Below are 13,354 nucleotides of genomic sequence, written 5' to 3'. Positions count from 1 at the left end.
CAGGCTTTTGTGGCGAGCGGACTTGCCACAACAAGCCAGCTCCCACATTTGATCAGTGTCGCCTGTTAGACTCTCCCCACTTCCCCCGCCCGCGAGCCGCCCCCCATGCTCCACGTGTTATTCAGCGTTTACCTGAAGATGCTGGTGCTCTACAGCCCATTCTTTGTGCTGTCCTGCTTTATCAGCCTGACCCGGGGTTACTCCAGCAAGGAACGCCGGCGGCTGGCCTGGAAAGTGGCCCTGGCAACACTGGTCTCGAGCGTATTGCTCTACCTGTTCGGCCGGGTAATTTTCAGTGTGTTCGGCATCACCGTGGACGCCTTCCGCATCGGCGCCGGCAGCGTGCTGTTTATCTCCGCCCTGGGCATGGCCCAGGGCAAGTCAGCGGTGCAGACCGACAATGTGCAGCAGGACGTGACCATCGTGCCGCTGACCATCCCGCTCACCGTCGGCCCCGGCACCATCGGTGCGCTGCTGGTGATGGGCGTCAGCCAACCGCACTGGGATGACAAGATCATGGCCATCCTCAGTATCGCCCTGGCCAGCCTCACGGTGGGCGTAGTGCTGTACCTGTCCAACCGGATCGAACGCATCCTGGGTGACCAGGGCTTGCAGATAGTGAGCCGGTTGATGGGGTTGTTCGTGTGCGCCCTCGCCGCGCAGATCATCTTTACCGGGGTGCGCGGTTACCTGGTGCCCTAGATCCGGTACTTGGCGATTGCCAATTGCACCTTGTCACCTGCGCTTTCGCGCATCAGCTGAACAGTTTTTTCGTTGACCACCGAGGTATTCAGCACCAGGCAGGTCTGCCCGCTGAAGGCCTCGAACGAGGCACTGTCCCATTCCAGAAACGGCAGCCCCAGCTGTTTGCTCACGCCGTGGGAGCTGTAAGTCACCAGCACCATCGTCACTTCGCCATCGGTTTCGGCACAAGACGCCAGGCCAAAATCACCGCCTTGGTGCACCGTGCTGTTGCGTTTGAAAAGCTCGAACGAGACGGGTTGACGCTTGAGCGCCTCCAGCGCGTCGGCCGCTAATTTCGGCAGTGCGGCGAGCAATGGCCCGGCCAGCGAAGTCGATGCCAGCATTGTCGCAATGATATTCAGCGCCGCCAGTTGTACAGTCAGGCCCTTGCCGGAGCTCGACACCCGCTTGAAGCGGCTGCGCACCGGCAGCCAGCCCAGGCTGACCATCACCTTAATAAATTCGTCGTACCAAACCTCGGTACCGCGCTGCACCTTCAACACATCGCTGACATAGCTGCTCGCCAGCAGGTAGCTCTTGCGCACGTACTCGCGGTTCAAGGCGGACATGCCCTCGATAAACGAGATCACCCCGTTGTTCACCACGGCCGCGTTGCAATCATCCTCCACGGTGCCCACCGGTACAGAGGGCGTCTTTCCCGGTGCGCCTGGCAGCTTGTAGGCGGCAATCAACTTGCGCCTTTTCGCACTGATGATCCTTTTGTGATGTCGCTCCATTTTCAGTTCTCCACAAGCACCCCACATGGGGTTTTCCTCCACACTAGTCCAGTGGCGGGCGGGCTTTCCAGGCGACAAACATCGCTTGGCCCACCCGTGGAAAAAGCGCCACCCAGCAATAACGAGGCGTACACGCAGGCCGTCCGGATTTCATCGATAAAAAAAGAAAAAGCTCCGAGTAGCAGCAGGTTTTCACCCAGCGTTACTCGGAGCCTTCTTGCGTGCGCCAGGCCGTTTTCAGCCGGCGAGCTTCTCGCCATACCAGCGCGGCGTATACACCCAGTCACCGCCACCAGCACGTGGGAACACGCACGTGGTGGACGAGCCGATCAGCACCATGGTGCGCATATCGACCTGTTCCGGCGTCAATTGCCCAAGCGTGGTGACACGCAGGGTCTGGCCTGGGCGACCGATGTCGCGCCCCAGCACCACCGGGGTCTGCGGCGTGCGGTGCAACGCGACGATCTCCAGCGCGCGGCCCAGCTGCCAAGGCCGCGAACGCGAGATCGGGTTGTAGAACGCCAGGGCCAGGTCGGCCTGGGACGCGAGGTCCAGGCGCTTTTCGATGATCGACCAGGGCTTGAGGTTGTCCGACAGCGACATCACGCAGAAGTCATGGCCCAGCGGTGCACCCGCCTGGGCGGCGGTGGCCAGGGAGGCCGAGACACCCGGCAGGATCTCCAGGTCGACCTGATGCCAGGCCGGGTCGCTGGACTCGTGCAAGGCTTCGATCACCGCAGCGGCCATGGCGAACACGCCGGGGTCGCCGGACGACACCACGACCACGGAACGGCCCTGCGCGGCCAGCTCAAACGCGTGACGCGCGCGCTGCATTTCCTCGCGGTTATCCGTGCAGTGCTGCACTTGATCGTCGCGAAACGGCCCGGCCATGCGCACATAGGTTTCATAACCCAGCACATCGGTGCAGCGCGCCAGTTCAGCCTTGACCGCCGGCACCATCAACTCGGCGGCGCCCGGGCCCAGGCCGATCACCGCCAAACGACCACGCCGGCGCCCGACATGCGCCAGGTCCAGCGGTTGCTCGGCAACGCTGATGACGATGTCGGCCTCTTGAGTCACGCCAGCAAAACGCAGCGGCACACCCAGTTCCAATGCAGCCTCATGCAGTGAAGCGTCGGCCATCTGCAGCTCGCTGGCCAACAGGCAGGCCAGGGCTTGCAGCGCAATGCCTGCGTCATGTAATGCCGCACGCACTCGCTCAGCCAACTGCACGCCGGGCTTGCAGGTGACGCATACGTTCTTTGGATAAATCAGCAACTCGTTAGCCGAAGGCACACGTTCGGTGCTGCCCACATGAATCGCCAGGCGCGCGTGCTGATCCTGCGGCAAATTGGCCTGGTCCAGCCAAGGCGCCGCGCCTTCGATGCGCACGCTTTCGCCGGCGAGCAGGTCCGAGACGAAACGCTTGCCCAACTCCAGGTCCGCCAGCTGATAACCGGCCGGCGGGTTCAGCAGGCAGGTGCCGAAACGCAACTCGCCACTGGTGGTGATCGCGGCAGACACGCCCAACGCGGCGGCAATGTCGCGCGCCATCAGGTTCACACCGCCGAGGCCGCCGAGCAAGGGCACCACGGCGCTGCCGTCTTCGGCCACAGCCAGCACGGCGGGTTCCTCACCCTTTTCCAGCAGCAGCGGCGCCAGGGTGCGGATCACGATGCCGGCGGCGCACAGCGCAATCAGCGGTGTGCCTTGTTGATACAGTTGGCGCAGGGTCGCGCCGAACTCACTGTAGGTCTGGTCGGCACCTTCAACCCGCCCGGCCAAACCATGAATCAGCGCGCCGGGGTAAACCTGCGCAATCTTGCGCGCCGTGGCCAGGCTGCCCTGACCCAGAATGACGATCGCCGGGCGCATCAACCTTGCCACCTTTCACCCGGCACGATGATCAGCGAGAAATACGGCGAAGACGCCGGGTCGACCTGACCCAGCGGCACGATTTTCTGGTTGGCCATGGTCGCGCGCTCCACATACAGCGCACGCTCGGCCAAACCGAGTTCTTCCAGCACCTGGCGCACCTTGGGGAAGTTGCGGCCCAGTTTCATGATCACCGCCGCATCGGCATCCGCCAGGCGACGCTTGAGGTCGTCATGGGGCAGCACACCCGACAGCACCGACAGGCTCTGATTGCGATACACCAACGGCGCGCCGAGTACCGAGGCGCCGCCGAGCATTGAGCACACGCCGGGGATGACTTGGGCTTCATAGCGCTCGGCGAGGCGGTCGTGCAGGTACATGTAGGAGCCGTAGAAGAACGGGTCGCCTTCGCAGATCACCGCCACATCGCGGCCGGCGTCCAGGTGCGCGGCGACGTCGAGGCTGGCCGTGTCGTAGAAGTCGCTAATGACTTGCTCGTAAGACAGCGGCGCCGGCAGCACTTCGGTGGTCACCGGGTACACCAGCGGCATCAAGGTCTGCTGCGCGACCAAGTGGTCTTCGATGATGCCGAAAGCGTTGCCCTTCTTGCCCTTGGCCACGAAGTACGCCACCACCGGCGACTCGCGCAGCAGGCGCAGGGCCTTGAGCGTGATCAGTTCCGGGTCGCCGGGGCCCACGCCCAAGCCGATCAAACGTCCGCGTGCCGGCATTATTCGACCTCCGTGGCCAAGGCGTTAACCGCTGCGGCGGCCATCGCACTGCCGCCCAGGCGGCCCTGCATGATCACGAACGGCACGCCACGGCTGTCTGCCGCCAGCATCGCCTTGGATTCGGCGGCGCCGACGAAGCCGACCGGGAAGCCGAGAATTAACGCCGGTTTCGGCGCGCCGGCATCGAGCATTTCCAGCAGGTAGAACAACGCGGTCGGCGCGTTGCCGATGACCACCACGCTGCCTTCCAGGTGCGGGCGCCACAGTTCCAGCGCGGCAGCGGAGCGGGTGTTGCCCAGCTCCCGCGCCAGCTCCGGCACGCTGTCGTCGCGCAGGGTGCAGATCACTTCGTTGTTGGCCGGCAGGCGTGTGCGGGTCACGCCTTCGGAGACCATTCGCGCATCACACAAAATCGGTGCGCCAGCGGCCAGCGCATCGCGCCCGGCCTTGCCTGCACCTTCGGAGAACTGCAGGCCGTCGATGGCCTCGACCATGCCGCAGGCATGAATCACCCGCACCGCGAGTTTTTCCAGGTCGGCCGGGATGCGGTCCAACTTGGCTTCCGCGCGAATAATGGCGAAGGAGTTGCGATAGATCTCCTGACCGTCGCGGATGTAATCAATCATCGGTGTTGCTCCGTGAGCGTGCGCGTAACAGGGCGCCCGCCGCTTCAATGGAAAGAGTGCGCGCGTGCAGCCGGCCGAAACCGGGTTGGGCTGCGTCGCGAAAATAGACGTCGTAGTGGCCGGGGCTCACCGCCAGCAAGGTGACCGGCGCGGTGTGTGCGGCGGCGCAGGAGCGTGGGCAGCCGGACAGGTGCACCTCAACGCCGGGTTGCAGCGCGGCCAATTGCAGGGCGTCGGCCTTGGTGTCGGCCAGGCCTTTGCCGCAGTCACTTGAGCCCGTGCAGGCGATCATGCGCGCCAGGGGTTGGTCGACTGAGCAGAGAAAGCCCAACCGCTCCAACTGCGCAGTAACGGCGTCATGATTTTGAACATTGGGCAGCAGCACGCCCTGCCAAGGCGTAAAGCGCAACGTGCCGTCGCCACACTCACTGGCCAGCTGCGCGACGCCTTTAAGCATGGTTGAATCCAAACGACCCAATGGCGCAACGGCGGCGACGTAGAACTGATTTTTTTGACCCTGTGGATAAGTCCCTAAATGCAATAGAGCCTCACTGGCCGGGCGTTTGAAGCCATCCACCGGCAGCAGCGGCAGGTTTAGACGGGCCAGTAAGTTATCCACAGCCAGATGACGCATGCGAGTTTGCGTCGGGGTCGCCAAGTCGAGAAACAGCTCGAGCACGGCAACGACCAAAGCATGACCTTGCTCTAGGGGCACAGCCGCCAATGGCGCATCCAACCCCGGGCAACCGGCTAAGCCAAAGGCCAACAATGTTTCACCATCACGCTCAAACGCCGACAGCCACAGGTCGTGGTGATGCTCGAGCATCGCCAGGGCCTCAAAGCCATCCAGCTGCACGGCGAACTTGGCCGACAACTCATGAAACCGTGGATGGTTTTGCAAGGTGGCGAGGATCTGGTCGGCCAGCGGGCGGGTGTCGAACAGCATCTGCGGGTCGATGCCGGCGCTGGGGCTGAGCATCAGGTTGCGCACATCGTCGCCAGCGGCGTTGTTCGGGCCAAGGCCTGCGGCCAGCAGCGCGGCAATCAAGGCGCCCTGCTCGGCGCCAATCCCGCGAATCTGCAGATTGGCGCGGTTGGTGGCCTCGATCACCCCGCCCGCATAGGCTTGGGCTGCATCCGCCACGGCAATCGCCTGGGCGGCAGTGATCGACCCACCGGCCAATTTGATTCGACAAATGCCACCATCCAACGCCTGGACAATACGCAGCAACCCCGGACAAGCCGAGGGGCGCAAGGTGTTCAGAGCAGGCGTTGGGTTCACGGGGCTACCGGTTGACGGGTAAAGGCGCGGTATTATGCCTGCTTTGTCCGGTGGCATGAAAAGCCTGCCCGTCGGATGTCGTTCAAGGAATTGATATGTCGCCCTGGCTGACGGTAGTAGGCATCGGTGAAGACGGCTTCAAGGGGCTGGGCAGAAACGCCCGGCACGCCTTGTTGCACGCCTCCCGGATTATAGGCGGCCAGCGTCAGTTGGACCTGTTGCCGGTGTGTATTCGTGGCGAGCGTCAGTTGTGGCCTAGCCCGTTTTCCCTGGCGCCGGTGTTGGCGCGGCGCGGCGAGCCTGTGTGCGTGCTGGCCAGCGGCGACCCAATGTTCTATGGCGTGGGCGCCAGTTTGGCGCGGCAGGTGGCGGCTGAAGAGTTGCTGATTTTGCCGGCGCCGTCGTCGGTGTCGTTGGCAGCGGCGCGGTTGGGCTGGCCGTTGCAGGAAGTGGTGACATTGTCAGTGGTCGCGCGGCCGCTGGCGGCGCTGAATGCACATTTGGCCAGTGGCGTGCGGTTGCTGGTGTTGAGCAATGACGGGCGCAGCCCTGCGGCGATTGCCTCGCTTTTGGTTGAGTCCGGGTTTGGGTCCAGCCGGTTGACCGTATTTGAACACTTAGGCGGCGTGGATGAGCAGCGTATCGACGGACTGGCCCAGTCATGGGAGCACACCCAGGTCGCCGATTTGAACGTGGTCGCCATCGACTGCCTCGCCGACGCCAATACGCCGCGCCTGTCGCGCCTCGCCGGTCTACCGGATTCGGCGTTCAAACACGACGGCCAACTAACCAAGCGCGATGTGCGCGCCATGACCCTCGCCCGCCTCGCGCCGATGCCCGGCGAGTTACTCTGGGATGTGGGCGCGGGCAGCGGCTCTATCGGCATCGAATGGATGCGTGCCCACCCGAGCTGTCGTGCACTGGCGATTGAAGCCGATGCCGGCCGCCAAGGCCTGATCGAACATAACCGCGACGCCCTCGGCGTGCCCGGCCTGCACCTGATTCGCGGCAAGGCCCCGGACGTATTACACGGACTGGAAGCACCGGATGCGATCTTCATCGGCGGCGGCGTCACCCGCGAGGGCGTACTCGACACCTGCTGGCAGCACCTGCGCCCCGGCGGCCGCTTGGTGGCGAATGCCGTGACTCTGCAAAGCGAAATGACCCTGATGGCCTGGCGCGCGGAGCACGGCGGCGAGTTGACTCGCATTCATGTGGCGCAGGCCCAGCCGTTGGGTGAGTTCGACACCTGGCGCCAGGCGCTGCCGATCACCTTGCTGGAAGTGGTCAAACCACTATGAAACGCATCCTGCTGTTGGGCGGCGTGACTGAAGCCCTGGCCATTGCCCGAACTCTGGGCCCGGAGCACATCTATAGCCTGGCGGGCGTGGGCCGCGTACCGACGGACCTCACATGCCACGTGCGTGTCGGCGGTTATGGTGGCGTTGAGGGCCTCGTGCAGTTTGTCCGTGAGGAACACATCAGCCTGATTCTCGACGCCACCCATCCCTATGCAGCTCAGATCAGCCGGAATGCTGCCGAGGCTGCAACGCTGTCCGGCATCCCTTGCTGGGCGTTGCGCCGCCCGGCGTGGCAACCGCAGGCGGGCGATGACTGGCGTGAGGTCAGTGATTGGACCGAGCTGATTGAAGCGTTGAAACCCTTCAAGCGGCCGTTGTTCACTCTTGGGCGCGAGCCGTTGCAGCATCTCGAGGAAATTCCGCCGGAGCAGTTCTGGACGCTGCGCGCGCTGGATGTGTATCCGGGGAATGCGCGCTGTGAAGTCATCGGTGCGCGTGGGCCGTTTCTGATCGAGGATGAGCGCGCGTTGTTTGAGCGGCGTGGGATTGATGTGCTGATCAGCAAGAACAGCGGCAGCACGGCCACTGAACCGAAGCTGGAAGTGGCTCGCGAGCTGGGAATGCCGGTGCTTGTATTGAAGCGTCCAGTGTTGGCTGCGGTAGATCGAGAGTTCACCGACGTGGCTGCGGTGCTACAGGCAGTCAACACTCTCTAAACACCACCTTTCCAATGTGGGAGCGGGCTTGCCTGCGATGCAGACGGCTCGGTCTTCCAGTTAGGCCAAGGTGATGCCATCGCAGGCAAGCCAGCTCCCACAGGGTTCAACGTCACGCCGGATGTCGCGACCCGTCTGAAAAATTGGCAATCCGTGGTTCCCGACTATCATGAAGGCAACCACTGCGACACCAAACCACACCTGCGCTTTTTACTTATCCCCATCGATCAGGCTAAATACCCACCTGATCGTTTAACCCTACGGATTGTCCGCCATGGCCCGTCAACGCTTTGCAATTGTGTGGATCGCCTGCTTTGCAGTGCTGTTCAACGCCTTTGCCATGCCGATGGCCAGTGCGATGCAGCAGTCCAGTGACCCCGTGCAGCAATTGCTGTGGGGCAGTTTCTGTTCGTCTAATGGCGCCAGCCTGAAGACCATTGCCCTGGGCAAGCTGGACATTCCGGCGCCGCAGCAGGACGACCACTCCACCATGCAGCATTGCTGGTGTTGCTCGGGCTCGCCGCCGCTGGTGGCGTTGCCGGGGCATGTGCCGCAGTTGTACGTCACACGGTTTGCGGCGGTGCAGAGCCTGCCGCCACCTTCACTGCAAGCGCCTACACCGCGCCAGCAATGGCCGAGCCTCAACCCGCGCGCCTCTCCAACGGCCTGATTTCTTCGCAAGTGAACTGCGTTTAGAACCGTTCTGGAGAACTGCCATGCTCAAATCTTCCCTGCTTCTGGCTGCGTTGTTGCTGCCGGTGTGCGTTGCTGCCAATGCCGATGACTACAAGGCCGGCGACTTGCTGGTCAGCGATCCCTGGTCTCAGGAATTACCGCCCAATGCGCCGACCGTCGCGGCGTATTTTGTGATTCATAACACCGGGGAAACGCCGGACCGCTTACTTAGCGTCGAGACGCCTGTGGCGGACAAAGCCGAACTGCATGAGCATGTGATGCAAGGCGACTTGATGAAGATGCAACAAGTGCCCAGCGTTGCCGTGCCGGCCAAGGGTGATTTGACCTTCGCGCCGATGGCCTATCACGTGATGCTGCTGGGTCTCAAAGACCGTAGCCTGTTGGCCGATGGCAAGCAATTCCCCCTGACCCTGACGTTCGAAAAAGCCGGCAAGGTTGAAGTGGAAGTCTCGGTTCAGAAAACGCCGCCGATGGCGGGCCACGAGCATATGCACGCTCAATAGGCCAACCTCGATGGGCGCCCCTCGCGCCAGGTTATCCGCGCAGCGCCGCAAGCCCATGGGCTTGATGCGCGGCAGTTGGATCAGCCTGTTCGCCATGCTGATGATCTTTATCGGTCCGCTGATTTCCCAAGCGATGCCGATGGATCATCACGCCGGTATGTCGATGGAAATGTCCATGGACATGCCCAACTGCCATGGCGCCCCACCGCAACACAGTAAAACGCCTGACGAACACCACGTGCTCTGGGAAAAGTGCGGCTATTGCAGCCTGCTCTTCAGCTGCCCGGCCCTGCCCGGCAGCGTGTCCTACGTCACCCTTGGCACCCCGCCGCCGGCCAACGCCCTCACCCCCGCCCCACGCCTGGGCCATGCCCGGCAGAGCATCTTCCCCGGCGCCCGCAGCCGCGCGCCACCCATCACCGCGTAAGCACTTCACCGCGTTACTTCACCCCGGCCGACTTTAGACAGACAGCCGCAGGCTGCTGGCCGTGTTGTTTACGAATGATTGATGGAATTTTTCATGTCCAGGTTTTCTGCTGACACCCGTTTGGGACGTACCCCTGTTTTCGCTGTTCTGTGTGGCGCACTGTTGGTGCCACAGGTTCACGCGGAAGATCATGATCTGAGCCCCACGGTGATCACTGCGATTGCCCCCAGCTCGCCGCTGACCGTGATCACCAACCCCAAAGACCCGCGCCAACCGGTGCCCGCCAGCGATGGCGGCGACTACCTCAAGACCATCCCCGGCTTCGCCCTGGTGCGCAACGGCGGCACCAATGGCGACCCGGTGCTGCGCGGCATGTTCGGCTCGCGCCTGAATATCCTCACCAACGGCGGCATGATGCTCGGCGCCTGCCCCGGCCGGATGGATGCGCCCACCTCGTATATCTCGCCGGAGACCTACGACAAGCTGACCGTGATCAAAGGCCCGCAAACCGTGCTCTGGGGCCCGGGCGCCTCGGCCGGTACCATCCTGTTCGAGCGTGAGCCGGAGCAGTTCGGCGAACTGGGCACACGGGTCAACGCCAGCGTGCTGGCCGGTTCCAACGGGCGCTTCGACAAAGTCATCGATGCCGCCGCCGGCGGGCCGCTGGGCTATGTGCGGGTGATCGGCAACCAAGCGCATGCCGATGACTACAAGGATGGCAACAACGACACAGTCGCCTCGCGCTACGACAAATGGAACGGCGACGTCGCGGTCGGTTTCACCCCCGACGCCGACACCCTGCTGGAACTCACCGCCGGCCGTGGCGATGGTGAAGCCCGCTACGCCGGGCGCGGCATGGACGGTTCGCAGTTCTTGCGCGAAAGCCTGGGCCTGCGTTTCGAGAAGTCCAATATCGGCGAGGTGCTGGATAAGGTCGAGGCCCAGGTCTACTACAACTACGCCGACCATGTGATGGACAACTACAGCCTGCGCACGCCGTCGGGCACCGGGATGATGGCCGGGCCCATGGCCTCCAACGTCGACCGCCGCACCCTCGGCGCGCGGATCAAGGCCACTTGGCGCTGGGCCGATGTGCAGTTGATCAGCGGCCTGGATGCGCAGACCAACGAGCACCGCCAACGCAGCAGCATGGGCATCGACACCTACAAGAATCTGCCGCGCAACAAAGACGCCAACTTCCACAACTACGGGGTGTTCGGCGAACTGACCTGGTACGCCGCCGACCGCGATCGTCTGATCACCGGTGCGCGCCTGGACCGGGCCTCGGCCAAGGATTTCCGCCAGCGCACGGGCTCAGGAATGATGTCGCGCCCCAACCCGACCGCCGACAACACCCGCGCCGATACCCTGCCGTCAGGCTTTATGCGTTATGAGCATGACTTGGCCGACAGCCCGACCACCGTCTACGCCGGGCTGGGCCACGCCGAACGCTTCCCGGATTACTGGGAGCTGTTTTCGCCCAAAACCGGCGCCGCCGATTCGGTGAATGCCTTCGATGGCGTGAAGCCGGAAAAGACCACCCAACTCGACTTCGGCGCACAATACAAAACCGCCGATGTGGAAGCCTGGGCCTCGGCTTATATCGGCCAGGTACGCGACTTTATCCTGTTCGATTACAAGCCCGGCATGATGGGCACCACCTCCCAGGCGCGTAACGTCGATGCACGGATCATGGGCGGCGAACTGGGTGCAGCCTACAAGCTGACGCGCAACTGGAAGGCCGACGCCAGCCTCGCCTACGCCTGGGGCAAGAACAGCAGCGACGGCAAAGCGCTGCCGCAAATGCCACCGCTGGACGCCCGTTTCGGCCTGACCTACAGCGAAGACGACTGGAGCGCCGGTGCCTTGTGGCGCGTAGTCGCGGCGCAAAACCGCATCGACCAAAACAAGGGCAACGTGGTCGGTAAAGACTTCGACAAGAGCGGCGGCTTTGGCGTGTTCTCGCTGAACGCGGCGTACCGCATCAACAAAAACTTCAAGGTCAGCACCGGCGTCGACAACCTCTTCGGCAAGGCCTACGCCGAGCACCTGAACCTGGCCGGTAACGCAGGCTTCGGCTACCCGGCCAACGACCCGCAAGCCATCAAGGAACCGGGGCGCACGCTCTGGACCAAGGTGGACATGAGCTTCTAACAGCATCGCGGGCAAGTCGAATCGTCGCACCGCCGCTTCCACAGTTGAAATACATTCCCCTGTGGGAGCGGCGGTGCGACTTGCCCGCGATGGCTGCATAACTGACAAAAATTTTTAAAGCCTTTGCGGAGCACCTGATGACCACTCAAAAGATTTCCTTCTACAACCTGGCCTGGCGTTGGCACTTCTACGCCGGGCTATTCGTCGCCCCTTTCATGGTGCTGCTGGCCCTCACCGGCATCATCTACCTGTTCAAACCCCAGCTCGACCCGCTGATGTATGGCGACCTGCTCAAGGTGCAAAGCGCCGAACACGCATTGAGTGCCGACGAACAATTGCAACGCGCCCAGGCGGCCTTTCCCCAAGGCAAGATCAGCAAATATTTGCCGCCTGCCGACGCCACCAGCAGCGCGCAATTCGTGATGCGTCACGATGGGCGCGAAGTGACCGTGTTCGTCGACCCGTATCGCGGCACCGTGCTTGGCGAACAGGATGCCAAATACAACCTGCAAGCCATCGCCCGCGCGTTGCACGGTGAGCTGATGATCGGCACCGTCGGCGATCGCCTGGTGGAACTCGCCGCCGGTTGGGGCGTGATGCTCGTGGTGTCCGGCGTGTACCTGTGGTGGCCGCGCGGCAAGTCGTCGGCCGGGGTCTTGTGGCCGCGATTTAACACTCGTGGCCGGGTGTTCTGGCGCGATATGCACGCGGTCGCCGGCTTCTGGGGCGCGGCCTTTTTACTGGTGATGCTGCTCAGCGGCATGACCTGGACCGGCTTCTGGGGCAAGCAATACGCCGAGCTGTGGAACACCTTCCCGGCGGCGATGTGGAACAACGTGCCGCAGTCCGATCAGCAGGCCCGCGTGCTCAATACCGCCAGCCAGCAAACCGTGCCCTGGGCCATGGAAAACACGCCGATGCCCATGTCCGGCGACCACGCCGAACACATGAACCACGGCGCCATGCACTCTGGCCCGGCCGCCCCCACCGTGCGCCTGCAACACGTGGTCGACCTGGCCAACGCACGTAAGGTCGAGCCCGGCTACAGCATCACCTTCCCCACCACCGCCGAAGGCGTGTTCACCATCGCGGTATTCGCCAACGACCCGCGCAACGACGCCACCCTGCACGTGGACCAATACACCGGCAAAGTCCTCGCCGATGTGCGCTGGGAACACTACAACACCGTCGCCCGTGCTACTGAGACCGGTGTGATGCTGCATGAAGGCAAGATGTTCGGCTGGGTCAATCAACTGATCGTGCTGGTGATTTGCTTGATGATTCTGCTCAGCGCCGTCAGTGGCGTGGTGATCTGGTGGAAGCGTCGGCCCGTGGGAGGTTTGGGTGTTCCGCCGTTGCGCCATGACCTGCCGAAGTGGAAAACCGCGATGGTGATCATGCTCGGGCTGGCGATTATCTTCCCGTTGGTGGGCGCGTCGTTGATCGTGGTGTGGGTATTGGATCGTCTGGTGTTGGCGCGTTTTTTCAACCCACGTGAATCTGCCTCAGGTTCTGCATGAAGCAGGCGAGATGCCCACGGCAGAGCCCTTCTGTAGCCTTGC

13 protein-coding genes are annotated in these 13,354 nt (G+C 63.0%); 8 read left to right on the top strand and 5 right to left on the bottom strand.

Annotated elements, in window-relative coordinates:
• Positions 1-105 precede the first annotated feature (105 nt).
• Positions 106-702 carry a MarC family protein gene (locus tag KZH41_RS04400; protein ID WP_017253590.1) on the top strand — a complete coding sequence of 199 codons (597 nt, stop codon included), beginning with the start codon at positions 106-108 and terminating at the stop codon, positions 700-702.
• Here KZH41_RS04400 and KZH41_RS04395 read toward each other — a convergent pair.
• From KZH41_RS04395 to cobG, 5 genes are all read right to left on the bottom strand, one after another.
• A complete protein-coding gene (locus tag KZH41_RS04395) occupies positions 699-1,481 on the bottom strand; it encodes a hypothetical protein (protein ID WP_094949789.1) in 783 nt (260 codons plus the stop codon). The two genes, KZH41_RS04400 and KZH41_RS04395, sit on opposite strands and share 4 nt — an antisense overlap.
• 237 nt (positions 1,482-1,718) lie before the next feature.
• On the bottom strand, positions 1,719-3,356 hold the full coding sequence (gene cobJ / locus KZH41_RS04390) for a precorrin-3B C(17)-methyltransferase (protein ID WP_263274437.1): 1,638 nt from the start codon (positions 3,354-3,356) through the stop codon (positions 1,719-1,721).
• Positions 3,356-4,087, bottom strand: coding sequence for a precorrin-2 C(20)-methyltransferase (locus KZH41_RS04385; RefSeq protein WP_094949787.1), 732 nt, complete (start codon positions 4,085-4,087; stop codon positions 3,356-3,358). The genes cobJ and KZH41_RS04385 overlap by 1 nt, the downstream gene beginning before the upstream one ends.
• Entirely contained in the window at positions 4,087-4,713 is a 627-nt protein-coding gene (locus tag KZH41_RS04380) for a precorrin-8X methylmutase (protein ID WP_094949786.1), read from the bottom strand. Before KZH41_RS04380 ends, KZH41_RS04385 begins: the two co-directional genes overlap by 1 nt.
• The gene (gene cobG, locus KZH41_RS04375; protein ID WP_263274436.1) at positions 4,706-6,052 is read right to left on the bottom strand and encodes a precorrin-3B synthase; all 1,347 of its coding nucleotides are present in this window, start codon (positions 6,050-6,052) and stop codon (positions 4,706-4,708) included. The genes KZH41_RS04380 and cobG overlap by 8 nt, the downstream gene beginning before the upstream one ends.
• A 38-nt stretch (positions 6,053-6,090) precedes the next feature.
• Here cobG and cbiE point away from each other — a divergent pair, with 38 nt between their 5' ends.
• From cbiE to KZH41_RS04340, 7 genes are all read left to right on the top strand, one after another.
• Positions 6,091-7,296: a precorrin-6y C5,15-methyltransferase (decarboxylating) subunit CbiE gene (gene cbiE / locus KZH41_RS04370; protein ID WP_263274435.1), complete on the top strand. Its 1,206-nt coding sequence runs from the start codon at positions 6,091-6,093 to the stop codon at positions 7,294-7,296.
• Positions 7,293-8,012 carry a cobalt-precorrin-6A reductase gene (locus KZH41_RS04365; RefSeq protein WP_263274434.1) on the top strand — a complete coding sequence of 240 codons (720 nt, stop codon included), beginning with the start codon at positions 7,293-7,295 and terminating at the stop codon, positions 8,010-8,012. The genes cbiE and KZH41_RS04365 overlap by 4 nt, the downstream gene beginning before the upstream one ends.
• A 274-nt stretch (positions 8,013-8,286) precedes the next feature.
• Positions 8,287-8,682, top strand: a complete 396-nt coding sequence (locus KZH41_RS04360) for a DUF2946 domain-containing protein (protein ID WP_094949782.1) — start codon at positions 8,287-8,289, stop codon at positions 8,680-8,682.
• A gap of 46 nt (positions 8,683-8,728) precedes the next feature.
• On the top strand, positions 8,729-9,211 hold the full coding sequence (locus KZH41_RS04355) for a copper chaperone PCu(A)C (protein ID WP_263274433.1): 483 nt from the start codon (positions 8,729-8,731) through the stop codon (positions 9,209-9,211).
• Positions 9,212-9,275: 64 nt separating this feature from the next.
• The gene (locus KZH41_RS04350; RefSeq protein WP_094949819.1) at positions 9,276-9,638 is read left to right on the top strand and encodes a DUF2946 domain-containing protein; all 363 of its coding nucleotides are present in this window, start codon (positions 9,276-9,278) and stop codon (positions 9,636-9,638) included.
• A gap of 93 nt (positions 9,639-9,731) precedes the next feature.
• Positions 9,732-11,792, top strand: a complete 2,061-nt coding sequence (locus tag KZH41_RS04345; protein WP_263274432.1) for a TonB-dependent copper receptor — start codon at positions 9,732-9,734, stop codon at positions 11,790-11,792.
• A 137-nt stretch (positions 11,793-11,929) separates the two neighbouring features.
• Positions 11,930-13,312 carry a PepSY-associated TM helix domain-containing protein gene (locus tag KZH41_RS04340; RefSeq protein ID WP_263274431.1) on the top strand — a complete coding sequence of 461 codons (1,383 nt, stop codon included), beginning with the start codon at positions 11,930-11,932 and terminating at the stop codon, positions 13,310-13,312.
• The last annotated feature ends 42 nt before the right edge of the window (positions 13,313-13,354 follow it).

It is taken from the genome of Pseudomonas sp. YeP6b, from assembly GCF_025642995.1.
GTDB lineage: Bacteria > Pseudomonadota > Gammaproteobacteria > Pseudomonadales > Pseudomonadaceae > Aquipseudomonas.
The sequence above is the reverse complement of the archived record's forward strand: the minus strand, read 5'-3'. Positions and strand labels throughout refer to the sequence as shown.

Excerpts from the sequence above, each read along its gene's own strand:
- KZH41_RS04355 (WP_263274433.1), top strand. The coding sequence starts at position 8,729 with ATGCTCAAATCTTCCCTGCTTCTGGCTGCGTTGTTGCTGCCGGTGTGC.
- cobG (WP_263274436.1), bottom strand. The coding sequence starts at position 6,052 with ATGCCACCGGACAAAGCAGGCATAATACCGCGCCTTTACCCGTCAACC.
- cbiE (WP_263274435.1), top strand. The coding sequence starts at position 6,091 with ATGTCGCCCTGGCTGACGGTAGTAGGCATCGGTGAAGACGGCTTCAAG.
- KZH41_RS04340 (WP_263274431.1), top strand. The coding sequence starts at position 11,930 with ATGACCACTCAAAAGATTTCCTTCTACAACCTGGCCTGGCGTTGGCAC.
- cobJ (WP_263274437.1), bottom strand. The coding sequence starts at position 3,356 with ATGCGCCCGGCGATCGTCATTCTGGGTCAGGGCAGCCTGGCCACGGCG.
- KZH41_RS04350 (WP_094949819.1), top strand. The coding sequence starts at position 9,276 with ATGCGCGGCAGTTGGATCAGCCTGTTCGCCATGCTGATGATCTTTATC.
- KZH41_RS04400 (WP_017253590.1), top strand. The coding sequence starts at position 106 with ATGCTCCACGTGTTATTCAGCGTTTACCTGAAGATGCTGGTGCTCTAC.
- KZH41_RS04365 (WP_263274434.1), top strand. The coding sequence starts at position 7,293 with ATGAAACGCATCCTGCTGTTGGGCGGCGTGACTGAAGCCCTGGCCATT.
- KZH41_RS04360 (WP_094949782.1), top strand. The coding sequence starts at position 8,287 with ATGGCCCGTCAACGCTTTGCAATTGTGTGGATCGCCTGCTTTGCAGTG.
- KZH41_RS04380 (WP_094949786.1), bottom strand. The coding sequence starts at position 4,713 with ATGATTGATTACATCCGCGACGGTCAGGAGATCTATCGCAACTCCTTC.
- KZH41_RS04395 (WP_094949789.1), bottom strand. The coding sequence starts at position 1,481 with ATGGAGCGACATCACAAAAGGATCATCAGTGCGAAAAGGCGCAAGTTG.
- KZH41_RS04345 (WP_263274432.1), top strand. The coding sequence starts at position 9,732 with ATGTCCAGGTTTTCTGCTGACACCCGTTTGGGACGTACCCCTGTTTTC.
- KZH41_RS04385 (WP_094949787.1), bottom strand. The coding sequence starts at position 4,087 with ATGCCGGCACGCGGACGTTTGATCGGCTTGGGCGTGGGCCCCGGCGAC.